The 16,904-nt window shown below is 60.4% G+C and carries 9 protein-coding genes and 1 pseudogene; 3 read left to right on the forward strand and 7 right to left on the reverse strand.

Annotation, left to right across the window (positions count from 1 at the left end):
• Positions 1–223 precede the first annotated feature (223 nt).
• The 4 genes and pseudogenes from AKJ29_RS09870 to meaB all read right to left on the reverse strand — a co-directional run bounded on the left by AKJ29_RS09870 (position 224) and on the right by meaB (position 9,101).
• The gene (locus AKJ29_RS09870) at positions 224–2,473 is read right to left on the reverse strand and encodes an SdrD B-like domain-containing protein (protein WP_055190309.1); all 2,250 of its coding nucleotides are present in this window, start codon (positions 2,471–2,473) and stop codon (positions 224–226) included.
• Positions 2,474–3,177: 704 nt separating this feature from the next.
• Positions 3,178–6,993 carry a Hint domain-containing protein gene (locus tag AKJ29_RS09875; RefSeq protein ID WP_055190311.1) on the reverse strand — a complete coding sequence of 1,272 codons (3,816 nt, stop codon included), beginning with the start codon at positions 6,991–6,993 and terminating at the stop codon, positions 3,178–3,180.
• 638 nt (positions 6,994–7,631) lie between these two features.
• Positions 7,632–7,955 (reverse strand): annotated as a pseudogene (locus tag AKJ29_RS18735) (hypothetical protein); the annotation flags it as partial.
• A 162-nt stretch (positions 7,956–8,117) separates the two neighbouring features.
• A complete protein-coding gene (meaB, locus tag AKJ29_RS09890; protein ID WP_055190316.1) occupies positions 8,118–9,101 on the reverse strand; it encodes a methylmalonyl Co-A mutase-associated GTPase MeaB in 984 nt (327 codons plus the stop codon).
• A 215-nt stretch (positions 9,102–9,316) separates the two neighbouring features.
• Between meaB and hrpB the strand changes: the two genes are divergently transcribed.
• The 3 genes from hrpB (at position 9,317) to AKJ29_RS09905 (ending at position 14,233) form a co-directional block, all read left to right on the forward strand.
• A complete protein-coding gene (gene hrpB, locus AKJ29_RS09895) occupies positions 9,317–11,767 on the forward strand; it encodes an ATP-dependent helicase HrpB (RefSeq protein ID WP_055190318.1) in 2,451 nt (816 codons plus the stop codon).
• A gap of 318 nt (positions 11,768–12,085) precedes the next feature.
• On the forward strand, positions 12,086–12,544 hold the full coding sequence (locus AKJ29_RS09900; protein WP_055190320.1) for an NUDIX hydrolase: 459 nt from the start codon (positions 12,086–12,088) through the stop codon (positions 12,542–12,544).
• A 207-nt stretch (positions 12,545–12,751) separates the two neighbouring features.
• Positions 12,752–14,233, forward strand: a complete 1,482-nt coding sequence (locus AKJ29_RS09905) for an inorganic phosphate transporter (protein WP_055190322.1) — start codon at positions 12,752–12,754, stop codon at positions 14,231–14,233.
• Positions 14,234–14,326: 93 nt separating this feature from the next.
• Here AKJ29_RS09905 and AKJ29_RS20030 read toward each other — a convergent pair whose 3' ends face one another.
• The 3 genes from AKJ29_RS20030 to AKJ29_RS09920 form a co-directional block, all read right to left on the reverse strand.
• A complete protein-coding gene (locus tag AKJ29_RS20030; protein ID WP_055190324.1) occupies positions 14,327–14,575 on the reverse strand; it encodes a hypothetical protein in 249 nt (82 codons plus the stop codon).
• Between the two features lie 158 nt (positions 14,576–14,733).
• A complete protein-coding gene (argF, locus tag AKJ29_RS09915; protein ID WP_055190326.1) occupies positions 14,734–15,660 on the reverse strand; it encodes an ornithine carbamoyltransferase in 927 nt (308 codons plus the stop codon).
• Complete coding sequence (locus AKJ29_RS09920; protein WP_055190328.1) at positions 15,657–16,841, reverse strand: aspartate aminotransferase family protein; 1,185 nt, start codon at positions 16,839–16,841, stop codon at positions 15,657–15,659. The genes argF and AKJ29_RS09920 overlap by 4 nt, the downstream gene beginning before the upstream one ends.
• Positions 16,842–16,904: the final 63 nt, after the last annotated feature.

A 16,904-nucleotide genomic window follows, 5' to 3' on the forward strand; every position in this document is an offset into this window, starting at 1 on the left:
GTCAGATAGGAATCGTCCCAGTGTCTTGCTTGCCGTTGCCATGACCTACATCCAAAATCTTTCTTTTTTGTGACGACATTACGCACCTTTGAACATAATTGAAGATATCTTTGGGTCGGCGACGCAGGAGGCGGACCAGATCTCATAGCTGCGCTCTTATTGATCCGGCGGGCTACGCCTCACCGCGAGATACGTCCTGGCGACACGCCATTGGCAATGCGGATCACAGGAGGAAATCCGCCTCCGTTTCGTCCTCCTCTTCCTTCTCGACGGGTTCATGTTCGTTCTCCATCGGGATAAAGAACATGTTCATCAGATCGGCACCATCCATGCCTTTGCCAGGGTGATCGACACCGCGATTGGGGCCGGGATCGGGACCGAGACCACAGCCGCCATCATCGTTTTCGACAACACCGGCATCATTGTCGGGCGTATCTTCATTTGCCACCACAACGATCCCTTCGATCCGGCCGATACCATCATCCAGATCCTCGACATCGCTGTCGATCCGGTCGTCGTCCCCCTGATTGGCAGCGACAAATGTGGTATTGTCATCAGGATTGGAAAACTGCACACTATAGGTCCCGGCTTCTAGATCCTCGAAGCGATAGTTGCCGTCCTCATCTGTGATCTCGAAGCGGTTCAGGGAAACACCATCTGCATCGAATAGTTCGACCCTGATCCCTGGGACGCCGTTGTCATCGCCATCGTTGTCGAGGTCATCGCCGTTCTTATCCAAGAAGTACTTGCCCGAAAGCGAGCCAAGTTCTTCTTCCTCAACCTCGCAGATGCCGATATCGACGTCCTCTGTCTGATCGTGGCGCACCTCGATCGTCCCGGACACGCCGTCGCTGTTCACGTCGCTGTCGATCTCGTCGTTGTCGCCCGCATCCTGCAATGTGAATTCAGTGCCATCCGGCGCAATGCCGACGATCTGATAGTCGCCCACGGGAACGTTGTCGAAGCGGTAGTTGCCGTCCGCGTCGGTTTGTGTCGTCAACGGTTCGCCGTCCTTGTCCAGAACGGGTGTGCCGTCGAGGTTCTGAAGCGCAACAGTGACGCCTTCCTTGGTGTCATCCTCGTCCCCGGTCAGGATGACCTCGCGGAGCTCGACATTATCCAGACCCGCGCCGTAAACCCGGTTGCCACCGGTATCGCCTTCAAAGCTGATCTCGTGGCGGCCTTCGGTCAGTTCCAGCTCGATCGTAACGGTCTTGTCGTCATCCACGCGCACCGTCTCGATCAACTTGCCGTCGACGCGCACTTCGATTTCGTCGTTTCTGCTGCGGAACTGGAGGGCATCAAAAGTCAGCTGGTAGGTGCCCTCGTTTTCGATCTGCACATCCTGCGAGACTTCGTTGTTATGCGCCAGCCTGACAACGGCGTCGCCGCGCTCGTTGCCCAGACCGTAATCCCGATTGTCCGTCCGGACCTTGCCGGATTTATCCCAGTCGTTGATCCGGCTAAAGGAATAGCTGCCCCGAATACTGTTATCCTCGAAATCGCCGTTCTGGATCAGGTTTTCGCCCAGAGTCTCATAGGTGTCGCTGATCTGGAGACCATCGCATTCATCGTCGATGAAGACGGTACCCTCGATGCTGCCGCTCTCGATCTTGAGGCCAGCATCCCAATCGCGGACGTGCTCGCCTTCTTCCACGAACACGCGGGTGCCCGCGCCGTCGCCCCTCACGTCCGCGCTGATGCTGTCGGGCGTGCCAGACGGGCTTTTACCGACAAAGACGTGTCCGTCCTCGCCCTCAAAGGTGACATTGTAGGCACCCGCTTTGACGCCGTCGAATTGATAATTGCCGTTTTCATCGGTCGTTGTGCGCGCGATGAGCTCTTTGGTGTAGGCATGGCGCAGCTCCACCACATTGCCCGCGACACCCTGTTCAAGCTCTCCGGTGTCCTCGTTACGCTGGGTGGTGTCGCCATCCTCGTCAAAGAACAGCCGACCCGAGATGCTGCCAGTGTCCGGCTGCGGATCGGGATCCGTGACAGGATCAGGCGTGTCCGGCACCGTCAGATTGTGGTAGCTCGACATATCGCCGAACCACTTGTTGACATTGTAGGTCCGGACCACGGTCAGGTTCGTGCCCTCGTCCGGCACACCGTAGGACTTGTCAAACGAATAGAACACCTCGTTCGAGTTGTTCTGCTCAATCCGGACCATGCGGTATTCCTGGCCGGAACTGTCACGCACGACCGTGTAATGCTCGCCATAGATCTTGCCGCCATTGCCGACGCTTTGGCCACTCTCGTTGCGGATGGTTGCGCCGCTGACGTAAAGATCGTCGGCATGTTCGTTCCAGCGCAAATCGCCGCCAAGGTTTGCTTCATCGTCCCGGACCGAGATCGAAACCGCCCCACCGGAGGGCACTGTGAATTGGGAACCAATACCGTCTGAGCCGCCCCCGAAGAGGGACTGGGACCGAAACGCGGTAAACTGGTAATCTTGATAGTCTCTCGGCATGGTGAATCCTTACTTTACAGGTCTCTCTTCTGAGCAATGCCCCCTCCGAAGCGGGCGACACTATCTATCGCTCTGCCGATCACTGCGAGTAAATCATTTTCTTTAAATTTAATTAATATGCCTTGAAATCTGGGAGTTTGGAGAAACAGTGTTCGCAAGTGACGGGAAATGTTGCGCGCATGGGGATTGTTCCGTGTGTGGGGACTGTTGCGTGTATAGGGACTGTTGCTGATCTGATTCGCAGAAATAAACATGCTACGACCGTAAAACTCTTCTGGGTCGGCAACGTAAAAGATCGGAACTCTGTTTCTTCGTATTATGCGATTTGATGCGGAGTTTCGCGACGGTGGCGCATGGCGCGGCGTTCAGGGCCTTTGGTCATGAAAGCAAGATAGGCGGCAGTTGCCTGGGCCTCTGGCAATGGCGCAGCGGGCCCTATTTTTGCAATATGTCGTCCCAAACCTGCACGACAAAAGGGACAGTGATTCAGCCCCCTTTCAGAGCGCAGAGAGGCTAGCACCACCAGCACTTTCAGAGAGATGTCGTTCGTCAAAAATGCAAGGTTACCTGGTTCTGGCAGCGGCGCTGAAATGTATCTCTGCGCCAGCACGTCTCGTGCGCTGAAACGCCGCGAGGCAGCTCTTGGGCCAGAATGCCCGGTCCGGCCCTTGGTTGCGGGATGGTTTGGTTTTATCGCTTACCTGTTACCAGTGGATGGCCGTTACCAATGGATGGCCGTTTTTCAGGTGACGCTGAGCAAAAGTGCTTGCTCTCTTTCTGGCAACGATATGACGGGCTGTTGGCGGTGGGCAATCGGCACTCTCCAACTCCGGGAACAGCAGGAAAATTTCTTTTCGTGCTTCTGGTGAAACGGATTTCAAAGCTTGCCGGCCGGTGTACAGGCTTTCGGCTTCCGCCCCATGCGCCACAACGATCTCGTGCTGGTCAAACAGGAAATGATAGTAGGTGATGTCTGCGAGGTCGCTGGCCACATCGACACCATCAACCTCCAGCAGGTGCTTGGCGGCGACCAGCACTTCCTGAGCATCGAACATGCGCACGGCAATCCGCGAACGAACGAGAATCCGGTGCTGGGGGGACACGATGAGATCCTGTTCGGGAATGTTCGGGCCAAGCGCGCCCGCACGGATGCGGATCGGGCGCAGGTTGGGATGGGCGTCAAGCTCGGCCGCGGAGACGTGGCGCGACCCGATCCAGCGAATGGGTTGCGGGCCGTTGTCGAGCGTGTAGGCCAGATCGCCCTTGCGGAGGTTATCGATCAAAACCTCGCCCTCGGGTGTGCGGATCGATGTGCCGGAGGTGAAACAGGCGACCCCGGTATTGTCTGTGGTAAACGTGGATTTGTCGGCGGTCGCCCCCTGGATGGTCAGGCTGCTGTCCGGGCCGAACTGGGTGTTGTCGGAATAGTCGACCGTGTTGCCTTTGGTATCAGTGGTGTTGGACTGGTTGAGGATACCGTCATCGGCCTGGTCGGCGTACAACTCCGACATGCTGTCGTAATGTCCCGACAGATCAATGAAGTCGTTGTTGGTGGTATCACTGTCGCCAAGCGCGCCGCTGTTGCCGGTGTTGAAGTCGGTGATGGTGTCATGGCCGTCCCCGACAATAAAAACATCGTCGCCATCGCCGCCGGTCAGCGTGTCGTTATCCGTCTCCGGTACGGTGGAGATCGGATCGAAATGCACATCCGAGACATAAAGCGAATGACTGGTCACGGTCGAACCGGAGTTGCCGTGGAGGATCACGATCTTCGACACCGGCCCCGGGATCTCGACCAGGACCGAGCCGTTCACGCTGCTCGAGCTATCGCCGCCACCGCTGGCGGTGACCGTGTTGCCCGAGATATTGTCGGGATCGGTTGCGCCGGGCTGCGATAATGTCACCGGGACGGCGTTGCCATCGGCGTCATAGGCGAGGATCGTGACGCTGTCTGTATAGAAGGAGCTATTGTCCACGTCGTTGAGACGGAACACGACGTTTTCGACCTCGTCGGAAACACCGGCTTGCGCAGCCGCGAAATCAAGCGTCGTGCGCGTCGTGGTTCCCAGCTGGTCACCGCCCTCGATCAAGAGAGCGGAGAACGCATCGATGCCTTCATCGGTTTCGACATATTGCTCGTTGGTTCTGATCACCGCATCGCTGTTGGGATCACTGGTAAACTTTTGAAAGGTCACGGTGATATCCATATCACCGGTATTCTGGGTGAAACCGCTGCCGATATCCGTGCCGCTGCCTTCTTCGGACCATTCCAGCGCCTGACGATCCGGGAGCGACCCCCCGTCTATCGTATCGTTGCCCGCGCCACCGTCGACAAGATCGTCGCCCGATCCGGCGTCGATGAGGTCATCCCCGCCATTGGCGATGATCGAATCGTCGCCAGAGCCGCCGATGATCGTGTCGTCCACGACCGACCCCTGAATCGTGTCCGCCCCGGTTCCGCCATCGATGCTGGAGCCGCTGCTGGCTGCGAAAATCTGGTCATCCCCATCACCGCCGGTGATCGTTGCCATGTCGGACCCGCCAAAGATGGTGTCGTTGCCCGTTCCGCCGTCAATCGTATCGAACCCGGCACTGCCGTAGAGCAGGTCGCCGCCATCTCCGCCCTGGATGTCGTCGGCCCCGTCACCACCATCCACCGTGTCATTGCCAAACCCGCCGGTCACCGTGTCGTCGCCACCGCCTGCGACGACATTCAGGCCAGAGCCATCAGCGGTTCCATCGACCAGATCGGCCAGGTCAGTCAGAATGAGGTTTTCGACGCCCGAGAACGTGATGGTATTCGCGCCATCGGTGATCGTGCCCGCCTCGTCGCCCGTATAGGTGACCGTGACCGGGGCCGTTACACGCGACAGGTCGATCGTATCGCTGTCGATCCCGCCCTCGCCGCCGAGAATGGTGTCAGTGCCGAACCCGTCCTGCACGACGAAGGTATCGGCATCATCGCCGCCTGCGAGGCTGTCATCGCCGGTACCACCATCTATCGTATCGGACCCCGCACCGCCAAAGATCGTATCGGCGCCCGCCCCTCCATCGATACTGTCACCCGAGGTATCGGTGTCTCCAGGCAGGGCGTAATCCGCATCCAACCGCTGCGGAATGATATCCGTGTAATTTACCGCGACGCTATCAAGCGAAATGCTCTCGATCGGTTTGCTGGTCAACAGGACGTTGTCGTCATTGTTCGACACTTCCGGCATCATGTAGGTTTCGCCGTCCGTGGTCTGGATTACCACGGCCGTGAAGGTCCCGCTGGTGCCGTCGGTAAACGTCACCGTTGCGTTATAAACAACGCCCGTATCGATGATCTTGTCGATGCCGTCGACCGTGATGGTTTCCGGCGTGGCATCGTCGTCGGGATCAATATGGCCGCTGGCGTTGCTGTCGGTCGTCGTCGCCGTCTGGATCGCGTTGTAAAGTTCCGCCCCTGGCCCGCCATAGGTGCCGAGCAGCCCGTTCTCATTATCGTTCGCCGCATCACCTTCGGCGTTGTCCACCTCGGGCGCACGGCCAAGATGAATGACCGAATAGGTCGTGACCACCGTGTTGCTGCCGCCGACCGAGGTTGCCGGGTCTTCGCCGCCGTAGATGACATCAGCCCCGTCACCGCCCGCAATCGTATCGGAACCCGTGCCGCCATAGACGAGGTCATCGCCGCCGCCCACAGAGATGCTGTCGGCCCCGGCCCCGCCGTCAATCGTATCCTGCGAAGTCGCGCTGCTGTCGATGATGACGTCGGCGCCATCGCCGCCTGCAATCGCGTCGGCCCCTTCGCCGCCTTCGATCGTGTCGTCGCCGGTGCCGCCATCCACCGTGTCGTCGCCTTCCCCCGCGTCGATGGTGTCCGCACCGCTACCGCCCTGAACCTGATCTTGACCCGCACCGGTCTGGATTGTGTCGTTGCCAGCGCCGCCATCCACCGTATCGTCGCCGCCATAGGCGTTCATCTGGGTGCCGTCAGCGTCGATGTAGCTGGTGCCCATAGCGTCATCACCCGAGGTGCCGTCCACATCCCCGTCTATGAACGCATCCTGTTCGGCAAAGGCTACATTGCCGCTGAAACTATCGCCGACGATACTGTCGAGCGTAATGGACTCGATTGGTTTGTCGTCGAGAACGTCGTTGAACCCGTTTCCGGTGCCATAGGGCCTGAGAAACAGGCGCCCCATCTCGTCCTGAACGACCCCCATCTGGGTCGTCACGGTCGTGCCGTCCGAATAGGTGATGGTCACGTTGTAATCGATGACGCTGTCAAGCGTGGAGCGCACGCCGTCGTAGATCAGATCCTCGCCGGTCTGGCCGTTGTCGTTTTCCTTCACGCTGCCATCGTCATTGGCATCGTCCATGCCCAGACTGTCGATGCTGTCATAAAGCGGCGCATCGGGGCCGCCGAAGGTCAGCCCCAGAAGGGATGATGATCCCTCGGACTGAAAATCGGATTCATCCAGGTCAAGATCGGAAAAAATCCCTAGGTAGAATGCCTCTATCGTGTTTATTGCCATGATAAATACCTACTTTCCATCTTTCTTGACCAAGCGACCCTGCGTGACCACTAGGGCATTTTTTTGACCAAAGCAGCACAATCCTCGGGCAAAGGAAAAACCCTTTAATGCTGCTCCTAAAGAGAAAATCTGAAAGCCGCGTAAACATAGGAAAGCCCGACCTGTCATCGCAGATGAAGGCCTGGTGTCGCGTTTGGTGAATTTTTTGCCCTTAATTGCGAGATGCGGTTGCCGTGGGGTCTGCGCTCCTCGCGCGCCTTCGCGCGATGTGATCAACTGCGGCAAGCAGACGTTGCTCCTTCTCGAAAATGCGCAGGAGAGCAACCCTTGCGTCGTCAGTGCTTTGGCTTATGGGCATTCCCCCAGAAACATTCGAGAACGCCAAGAATGCTGCAGGAGCTCAGAAAGCATCATGCGCGACCTTCATCATGCTACAGCTTGGAAAACGCACCAGGGACTTTGGAGCGTATTTTCACAGTATCACCTTGGGGCAAAGGCAAAACCAATTTGATCCATTAGCTTTGATCAAGCGACTTTCCAACACCCATGAGCGAACCGTCTAATGTCCATCACGGAGGACAAGTGACAAACGAGCGAGCCTTAGTGGAAATCTCACCGCCCATGGGAAAAGCCGGCGGTCAGGCATTTCTCCCTGCATCCCCAGCGTTATTTTGGGGCGCGCCATCTCCAGACAGATTTGGAAAGAGCCGCTCTCGAGAATCTAATGGAAACGCTAACCGAACCGACATCTTCGGCAAGGTGAAAGTCAAGTATCCAGCGGCGGTCAGTTTGCTCCGCGTATTGCGTACCGCACGCTCAGAGGCCTTGAGCACAATCTGCGCGTCGCCACGTTCCAGCGTACCATGCCGAAGAACGGCCGAAATCAGTTCCGATGCTCGTTTGTCATCGAGAGTATCCCCAACAAGACGACGACAGCGCTCGTCCAGTTTGCCAAGATCGAACTGCGTCACCCCGCCCCCATTTTCTGGTCAACAATATCCTGGGGTGAGGGCCCCCTCAAAAAGGGGGACCGAGGGGCAAAGCCCCTTCAGGCTCACGAAGTGAGCCACCCCCAAGCCTGACGACCGCAGGTCAATAAGGCGCGGGAGGGCCCGCCGCTGGCATCAGCGCATGTCGGCGTGAATATGGGCAATCATCTCTTCCGCCGCACGACTGGCCCCCACCTCGCCACGGGCAACCTGCCCGCCCAGAACATTCAGGCGCGCGCGGATATCGCCCTTTTCAAGGGCCGCCAGAAGGCCAAGGCGCACATCTTCCTCGAACCAGTGACGCGCCTGCTCGGCCCGGCGGGTGGACCAGTGCCCCTGTGCGCGGCGCCAGTCACTCAGCTCGGTCATGGCCGCCCAGGCCTCGGGCAGACCTGCATGGGTGACCGCAGAGACCATCTGCGCCTTGGGGAAACCTTCCGGGTCATAGGGACGTTTGCGCAACAGGCGCAACGCACCGGCATAATCCGCGCAGGTCCGCATGGCGGTTTCCTTCAGCGGCCCGTCAGCCTTGTTCACCAGGATGATATCGGCGATTTCCATGATGCCGCGTTTCACCCCCTGCAACTCATCCCCGCCCGCAGGCGCAATCAGGAGCAGGAACAGATCCGCCATTTCCGCCACCATGGTCTCGGACTGGCCCACCCCCACGGTTTCGATCAGGACCACATCAAACCCCGCCGCCTCACACAGCGCCACCGCCTCACGCGAGCGGCGCGCAACGCCCCCCATCTGCGCCTGCGATGGCGAGGGGCGGATAAAGGCGTTTTTCTCCCGCGACAGGCTTTCCATCCGGGTCTTGTCCCCCAGAATGGACCCGCCAGAGCGCGCCGATGACGGGTCAACGGCCAGAACCGCCACTTTGAGCCCCTGTTCGATCAGGAACATGCCAAAGGCTTCGATAAAGGTGGATTTCCCGACCCCCGGCGTGCCGGACAGACCGATCCGCAATGCTTCGCGTTTCAGGGGGGCCACCGCCTCGAGCAGCTCGGTCGCCTGCGCCCGGTGATCCTTGCGCGCACTTTCGACCAGAGTGATCGCCCGCGCCAGCGCCCGGCGCTCTCCTGCCGCTACCCGGTTCGCGAGATCCTGAATGTCCATGCCTGCCCCCTCGATTTTCCGCGAAAGTCATAACGGGGCAAAGGGGGTTCGTCCAGAGCGTTGCCGGGCGCACCCTTTGTAGGGCGATCCCTGTTGGCCGCCGGGGCAGATCAGGGGCGCTGCCCCTCGCGAGGCAAGCTCGCTCACCCCGAGATATTTGAAACAAGAAAAAAGTGGTGACTGGACGGGCTGCACCAGCTTGGGGATAAGGGGGCATGACGGATCAACTGCCCATTCACGACGCCCTGCCCGATCTTCTCACGGCCCTTCATGACACCGGGCGCGCGGTGTTGATGGCCCCACCGGGGGCGGGCAAAACCACCCTGGTGCCCCTGAAGATGCTGGCGGCGGGCGCTTTTGAAGGGCGGCTGATCATGCTGGAGCCGCGCAGGCTTGCTGCACGCACCGCGGCCGAGCGCATGGCGCAAACCCTTGGGGAACCTGTCGGGCAAACCGTGGGCTATCGCATTCGCGGTGAGGTGAAAACGTCAAAGGCCACGTGTATCGAGGTGGTGACCGAGGGGATCCTGACCCGGATGTTGCAATCCGACCCGTCCCTTGAGGGGGTCGGCGCCGTGATCTTCGACGAGTTCCACGAACGCTCCCTGGTGGCGGATCTCGGGCTGGCCCTGACATGGGAGGCCATGGGCGCGCTGCGAGACGACCTGAAACTGGTGGTCATGTCCGCGACGCTGGACGCCGAACCGGTGGCGCGGCTGCTGGAAGACGCACCGATCATCCGCTCGCACGGGCGCGCTTTTCCGGTCGAAACCCGGCACCTCGATCGCCCCCTTGCCAAGGGCGTACGTCTCCCGGAGGCAACCGCAGATCTCGTGTTGCGGGCCCTTGACGAAACAGCGGGCGGCGTGTTGGTGTTCCTGCCCGGCGAGGGGGAAATCCGGCGCTGCGAAGCCGCCCTGAGGGGGCGCCTGCCGCAGGATTGCCACCTCCACACTCTTTTCGGCGCCATGGAGTTTTCGGCCCAGCGCGCGGCCATTCAGCCCGCAGGCACGGGGCGCAAGATCGTGCTGGCAACCGCCATTGCCGAAACCTCACTGACCATTCAGGACATTCGTGTGGTGGTCGATGCGGGGCTGGCGCGCCGGGCGCGATTTGATCCGGGGTCCGGCATGTCGCGCCTGGTGACCGAACGTGTCTCCAAGGCCGAAGCCACCCAGAGGCAGGGGCGCGCCGGTCGGGTGGCAGAGGGGGTTTGCTACCGGTTGTGGACACGCGGCGAAGAAGGCGGGTTGCCGCCGTTCCCGCCCGCTGAAATCGAAACTGCCGACCTTGCGCCACTGGCGTTGGAGCTTGCGATGTGGGGGGCTGCCGACGGGTCTGGGCTGGCCTTCCTGACCCCGCCAAATGCCGGGATCCTGCGCGAAGCCCAGCAGTTGCTCCGTGATCTGGGGGCGTTGGATGCTGACGGGCGGATCACCGATCACGGTCGCCAGCTTGCGCGCCTGCCGATGCATCCGCGCCTCGGGCATATGATGGTGGTTGCCGGCGCGTCCGCGGCACCGCTCGCCGCCCTTTGGGGGGAACGGGATCCGCTGCCCCGCGGGGCGGATCCCGATCTTGCGCTCCGACTTGAGGCGATCCGCGACCCCAACGGGTTTGCCCGGCACCGGGGGCTGCAGGCCAATCGGGGCGCGGTTGAGCGTATCCGGGCCGAGGCCAGGCGGGTGGCGCGCATGGTGCCCGAGGGGCCGGACCTGACTGAGGCCCAACAGACGGCCCTCGCCTATCCCGACCGCATTGGCCTGCGCCGCCCGGGGGACACCCCCCGTTTCGTGCTGTCCGGCGGCAAGGGCTGCATCATGGACCCGGCCACACCGCTGGCCAATGCCAGGCTGATCGTCGTGACCGATACCGACGGCAATCCGCGCGAAGCAAAAATCCGTCAGGCCATCCAGATCAGCGAAAGCGAACTGCGCGAGCTGTTCGCGGACAATATCCGCTGGCATGATGACTGTGAATGGTCCAGACGTGACGGCCGTGTCGTGGCGCGACGCCGGGAACGGCTCGGGGCCGTGGTGCTGGACGACCGGATCTGGAAAGACGCCCCGAACGAGGAGATCGCCCGCGCCATGCTGGACGGGGTGCGCGACCTGGGCCTGCGCCTGTCAGATGCCGCAAAACGTTTTGTGGCGCGGGTTGAGTTGCTGCGCGATGAGGGGGAAGAGCTGCCGGACATGCGGGAAAGCGCGCTGATGGAAAGCCTCGAAACCTGGTTGCTACCGCATCTTTCCGGGGTGAAAACCGCCACCGACTGGAAAAAATTCGACGCGCTTGAGGCCCTGCGCGCGCGGCTCGACTGGCCACAGATGCAGATGCTGGACCGGCTCGCCCCCGCCCATTTCGAAACACCGCTGGGGCGGAAGGTTCCGATTGACTATGCCGGCGACCACCCGGAAATCCAGATCCGCCTGCAAGAGCTTTTTGGCGTGACCCGCCACCCCATGGTGGGCCGCACCCCGCTGCGCGTCACCCTGCTGTCACCCGGACATAAACCGGTGCAGACCACGCTTGATATCCCCGGCTTCTGGGCCAGTTCATACGCTGACGTGCGCAAGGACATGCGTGGGCGCTACCCGAAACATCCCTGGCCCGAAGACCCGACCCAGGCCGATCCGACGTTGCGCGCGAAACCGCGCACGAAATAAACCCCGCGCGAAACCACGCACAAAGTAAGCCCTGCGCGAAACACACCGGTGCGGACAGGAACATCCCGCCTCATTTTCTGGTCAAAAACATCCTGGGGTGAGGCCGCACTCGAAGAGGGGGGCCGAGGGGCAACGCCCCTTACCAAGGCACGAGGCTGCCCCCCCGTATGGTCCCAGCCACGCCTCCGTTGCTCAGTGCTAAGTGCTCATTGCCAAGAGCTCAGTGCTTGAATTCTACCCACAGCCCCCTTATATCCGCCTGATACGCAGCAAAATAACACGTGAAGAACACGCCACAGGCCCAGAACAGCCCGATCCATGCCTCAAATCCTGAAATACGCCTGGGAGGAATATGTCGCTCCCCTGTTTCGCCGCCCGTCTTATCCGCAGGTGGCTGCGCTGTGCTATCGCGGCAAGGGGGAAGAGAAAGAGGTCCTGCTGGTGACGTCACGTGGCACCGGGCGCTGGATTTTGCCAAAAGGCTGGCCGATGGAGGGAAAAGCCGCCCCGGATGCGGCCGCGCAGGAGGCCTGGGAAGAGGCCGGCGTCAAGGAAGCCAAGCTGGGACACATGCCGGTGGGTGCGTTTTCTTATGAGAAGGCGCTTGATAACGGGCTTGTCACCCGCTGCGAGGCAACGGTGTTTCCGCTGAAGGTCAAGAAACTGGCGGACGAGTTTCCCGAATCCCATGAACGCACCCGCAAATGGGTGGCCCCGGAAAAAGCGGCGAAAATGGTGGATGAGCCGGGACTGAAACGGCTCCTGCGTAATTTCTGACCAATTTTCAGGCGCTATCATTTCGGCTTCTGTCGCCAGTTCTGCAACACTGCGCCCCACCGGACCGACCAGCCCCATTCCCTGTTGCAATTGAGGCGCTGACGCGCTAGCGCAGCCCCTGAGTGTAACGCCTGGATGACCGTTTTGTGACACTGTCACACCTCTGCCGGTCAACGGGCATCAGGCCAAGACAAGGGGACCGGAGCCATGTCGGACGCACCGAAGGGCAACCAGTGGAACACGCTGGACAAAGACCTGAACAAAATCAGCCAGTTTGAATATGCCGCGCAATATATCTCGCGCCCGCTGGTGGGCATGGGGGTTGCTCTGGTCTTTATCGTCGTGGCCGCCATTGGGGCTGCCGTGTTTTTCGGCGGCACCCCGACCTCGCTTGTGGTGGTGACTGCCGCCGCATTTGGCGCTTACATGGCGATCAATATCGGTGCCAATGACGTGGCCAACAACATGGGTCCCGCCGTGGGGGCGAATGCGCTGACCATGGGGGGCGCGATCGTGATTGCTGCCCTTTTCGAAAGTGCGGGGGCCATGCTGGCGGGGGGCGATGTTGTGTCGACCATCTCCAAGGGCATCATTGATCCGTCCGGGTTTTCAGATGTGCGTGTTTTTGTCTGGGCCATGATGGCGGCACTGATTTCTTCCGCCCTTTGGGTGAACCTTGCCACCTGGGTAGGAGCACCGGTTTCGACCACGCACTCGGTTGTTGGTGGCGTGATGGGGGCGGGCATCGCGGCGGCAGGCTTTGCTGCAGTAAGCTGGCCGACGATGGGCAAGATTGCCGCCAGCTGGGTAATCTCACCGGTTCTGGGCGGCGCGATCGCAGCCCTGTTCCTGGCCTTCATCAAGGCCAAGATCATCTATCAGGACGACAAGATTGCAGCGGCCAAACGCTGGGTGCCGGTGCTGATCGGCATCATGGCCGCCGCCTTTGGCGCCTATCTTGCCATCAAAGGGTTCAAGCGGATCATCAAGATCGACCTTGTCACTGCGCTGATGATCGGCGCTTTCGTGGGGGGCACGGCCTATGCGATTTCGGCACCCCTGATTGCCAGACAGGCCCAAGGGCTTGAGAACCGCACCAAATCGCTGAAGGCGTTGTTTGGCCTGCCGCTGATCTTCTCGGCCGCGATGCTGTCTTTTGCCCATGGGGCCAATGACGTGGCCAATGCGGTTGGCCCGCTGGCCGCCATCGTGCATGTCGAAAGCGTCGGTGATTTTGCCTCGAAAGTGCCGATCCCGGTCTGGGTGATGGTGATCGGCGCCTTCGGGATCTCGTTTGGCCTGGTCCTGTTTGGCCCCAAACTGATCCGCATGGTCGGCAGCCAGATCACCAAGCTGAACCCGATGCGCGCCTATTGTGTGGCCCTGTCCGCAGCCATCACCGTGATTGTGGCCAGCTGGCTGGGCCTGCCGGTATCCTCGACCCATATCGCCGTGGGCGGCGTGTTCGGCGTGGGGTTCTACCGCGAATGGCATATGGAGCGCCGCCTGCGTGGTCAGGCATCGAAGCGCCCGGAAGCCCGGCGCCTGCCCGCCGAAGAGCGCCGCCGCCGCAAGCTGGTGCGCCGGTCCCATTTCATGACCATTGTGGCGGCCTGGGTGATCACCGTGCCTGCCGCGGCCCTCATGTCTGCAGTGATTTTTTACATCCTGAACGCCATGGTTGGCTAAACGCCCTCCGGCAAGAAAATCACAGAGCAAAACTAGAAAAGCCGCGCCTCTCAGCGCGGCTTTTTCATCACGCGGTTTGGTATCAATGCATCCTCATCCGCCGACCGGCATCTGGGGCAGCGTGTCTGTCAGATAGCCCCCTCCCCTGAGCAGCAGCACGCCAATCAGGTAGAAGGTCAGCATGATCAGCACAATCAGACCCGCGAGGTGAAGATGACGCATCACCCAGAAACGAGAGTAGGTTGCGCCAAACCAGTAAGACCACAACCCACCAACCAATAAAGCCCCGACATGCGGGTTGGCGAGTGTTTGCGAAAAATGTGTCAAATGTTCAAAATTCATTTTATCTCAGAGTGTTGATTGGCAGAAAATCAAGGTTTCTCGATACACATTCACTGGCTACCCCCTCTATCTTAACGGGAAATTAGGCAAAAATATGGGCGAATCCTGTCGAGGATCCGCCCTTACTGAGATGTTGACGCAGCGTAAGCTGAATGCGCTTATTTGCCGAGGCACCAGCGCATGACAGCCTTTTGCGCATGAAGCCGGTTTTCCGCTTCGTCAAAGATCACCGATTGCGGCCCGTCCATGACCGAATTGGTGACCTCTTCTTCCCGGTGGGCAGGCAGGCAATGCATGAACAGCGCGTCGTCATTGGCCGCTTTCATCAATTCGTCATTCACCTGATAGGGGCGCAGCAGGTTATGGCGCCGCTCACGCGCTGAGGGGGCGTCATGCATGCTGACCCAGGTATCCGCAACCACCAGGTCAGCCCCTTCCACGGCCTTCATCGGATTGCGCTCGATCTCGATCCTGGCCCCTTTGGCGCGGGCGTCCGCGACGAAAACCTGTTCGGGATCCAGCACGTCCGGCCCGGTAAAGGTCAGGTCAAACCCAAACTGTCCGGCGGCATGGATGAACGACGCGCAGACATTGTTGCCATCCCCCGCCCAGACCACTTTCTTGCCCTCGATGGAGCCGCGATGCTCTTCATAGGTCAGGATATCGGCCATGATCTGGCAAGGGTGCGAGCGGTTGGTCAGCCCGTTGATCACCGGCACATCGGCATGTTCGGCCATCTCCAGCAGGGTGGCCTCTTCAAAGGTGCGGATCATGATCATATCGACATAGCGCGACAGGACGCGCGCCGTGTCGGCGACGGTTTCGCCATGGCCCAGCTGCATCTCGGATCCCGACAGGACCATGGTCTGCCCACCCAGCTGGCGCACGCCGACATCAAAGCTCACCCGGGTGCGGGTAGACGGTTTTTCAAAAATCAGCGCAACCATGTGATCCTTCAGCGGCTGATCCGCATCGAGCGTTGCCTTGGGCTGTCCCTTGCGCGCCTGTTTCATGTCATGGGCCTGGGTCAGCATCGCCTTCAGGTCGCCAACATCGGTTTTGTGGATATCAAGGAAATGTTTCATTGGGCTTGCCCTTCTACCGCAGTGGCGGCCTGATCCAGCCGCGAGAGCGCGGCGTCAATATCGTCGTCTTCAATCGTCAGCGCCGGCAGCAGGCGCAGCACATTGTCGCCGGCCGGCACCACCAGCAGATGCGCGTCGTAACAGGCGGACAGCACATCGGTGTTGGCGGGCTTGCATTTCAAGCCCAGCATCAGGCCCGCCCCCCGCACCTCTTCGAAAACGTCGGGATGGCTTGCCACCAGCCCTTCCAGTTTCTGCCGGAGCAGCGCCGCCTTGCGGTTCACCTCATCCAGGAAGGCCTCATCCGAGATGATCTCGAGCACTTTGTTGCCCACCGCACAGGCCAGCGGGTTGCCGCCATAGGTCGAGCCATGCGTGCCTGCCACCATGCCCGAGGCGGCCTCTTGCGTGGCCAGAACCGCGCCCAGCGGAAAGCCCCCGCCAATGCCTTTGGCAACCATCATGATATCCGGTGTCACCCCGGCCCATTCATGGGCAAAGAGCTTGCCGGTGCGGCCAACACCACATTGCACCTCGTCAAAGATGAGCAGCACACCAGCCTCATCACAGGCCGCGCGGATCGCCTTCAGCTCAGTATCCGGCACCGGGCGAATGCCGCCCTCGCCCTGAACCGGTTCGATGATCACCGCCGCCACAGTGTCATGTGACAGCGCATCGGTCAGACCGTCCAGATCCCCAAAGGCAAGATGCTTGAAGCCCGGCAGCAAAGGTCCGAACCCTTTGGTAAGTTTCTCACCGCCTGCCGCGGCAATCCCCGCCGAGGAACGGCCATGGAACGAGCCTTCGAAACCGATGATCTCCACCCGTTCCGGCTGGCCTTTGTCATGCCAGTATTTGCGCGCCATCTTGACCGCCAGCTCGCAGGCCTCGGTGCCCGAGTTGGTGAAAAACGCGGTGTCGGCAAAGGTCTTGTCCACCAGCGCATCTGCCAGCGCCTGCTGGCCGGGGATCTGGTAGAGGTTCGACACATGCCACAGCTTGGCGGCCTGCTCCGTGATCACCTCAACCAATGCGGGATGGGCATGGCCCAGCGCGTTCACCGCGATGCCGGACGCCAGATCAAGATATCGCACCCCGCCCTCGGTCACGAGCCAGCTTCCCTGGCCACGCTCAAACGCGAGGGGAACACGGTTATAGGTCGGCAGAAGCGACGGGATCATGGTGATATCCTTCGTGGTCTATCGAAGCCCCTTTCGTGCCGAAAGGCGGGCTTCAAGTCAACA

It is taken from the genome of Aliiroseovarius crassostreae (assembly GCF_001307765.1).
GTDB lineage: Bacteria > Pseudomonadota > Alphaproteobacteria > Rhodobacterales > Rhodobacteraceae > Aliiroseovarius > Aliiroseovarius crassostreae.

What these genes read in the sequence shown, in the direction of transcription:
- AKJ29_RS09870 (WP_055190309.1), bottom strand. Translation starts at nt 2,473, where the DNA reads ATGCCGAGAGACTATCAAGATTACCAGTTTACCGCGTTTCGGTCCCAG.
- AKJ29_RS09875 (WP_055190311.1), bottom strand. Translation starts at nt 6,993, where the DNA reads ATGGCAATAAACACGATAGAGGCATTCTACCTAGGGATTTTTTCCGAT.
- meaB (WP_055190316.1), bottom strand. Translation starts at nt 9,101, where the DNA reads ATGGACATTCAGGATCTCGCGAACCGGGTAGCGGCAGGAGAGCGCCGG.
- hrpB (WP_055190318.1), top strand. Translation starts at nt 9,317, where the DNA reads ATGACGGATCAACTGCCCATTCACGACGCCCTGCCCGATCTTCTCACG.
- AKJ29_RS09900 (WP_055190320.1), top strand. Translation starts at nt 12,086, where the DNA reads ATGCCTCAAATCCTGAAATACGCCTGGGAGGAATATGTCGCTCCCCTG.
- AKJ29_RS09905 (WP_055190322.1), top strand. Translation starts at nt 12,752, where the DNA reads ATGTCGGACGCACCGAAGGGCAACCAGTGGAACACGCTGGACAAAGAC.
- AKJ29_RS20030 (WP_055190324.1), bottom strand. Translation starts at nt 14,575, where the DNA reads ATGAATTTTGAACATTTGACACATTTTTCGCAAACACTCGCCAACCCG.
- argF (WP_055190326.1), bottom strand. Translation starts at nt 15,660, where the DNA reads ATGAAACATTTCCTTGATATCCACAAAACCGATGTTGGCGACCTGAAG.
- AKJ29_RS09920 (WP_055190328.1), bottom strand. Translation starts at nt 16,841, where the DNA reads ATGATCCCGTCGCTTCTGCCGACCTATAACCGTGTTCCCCTCGCGTTT.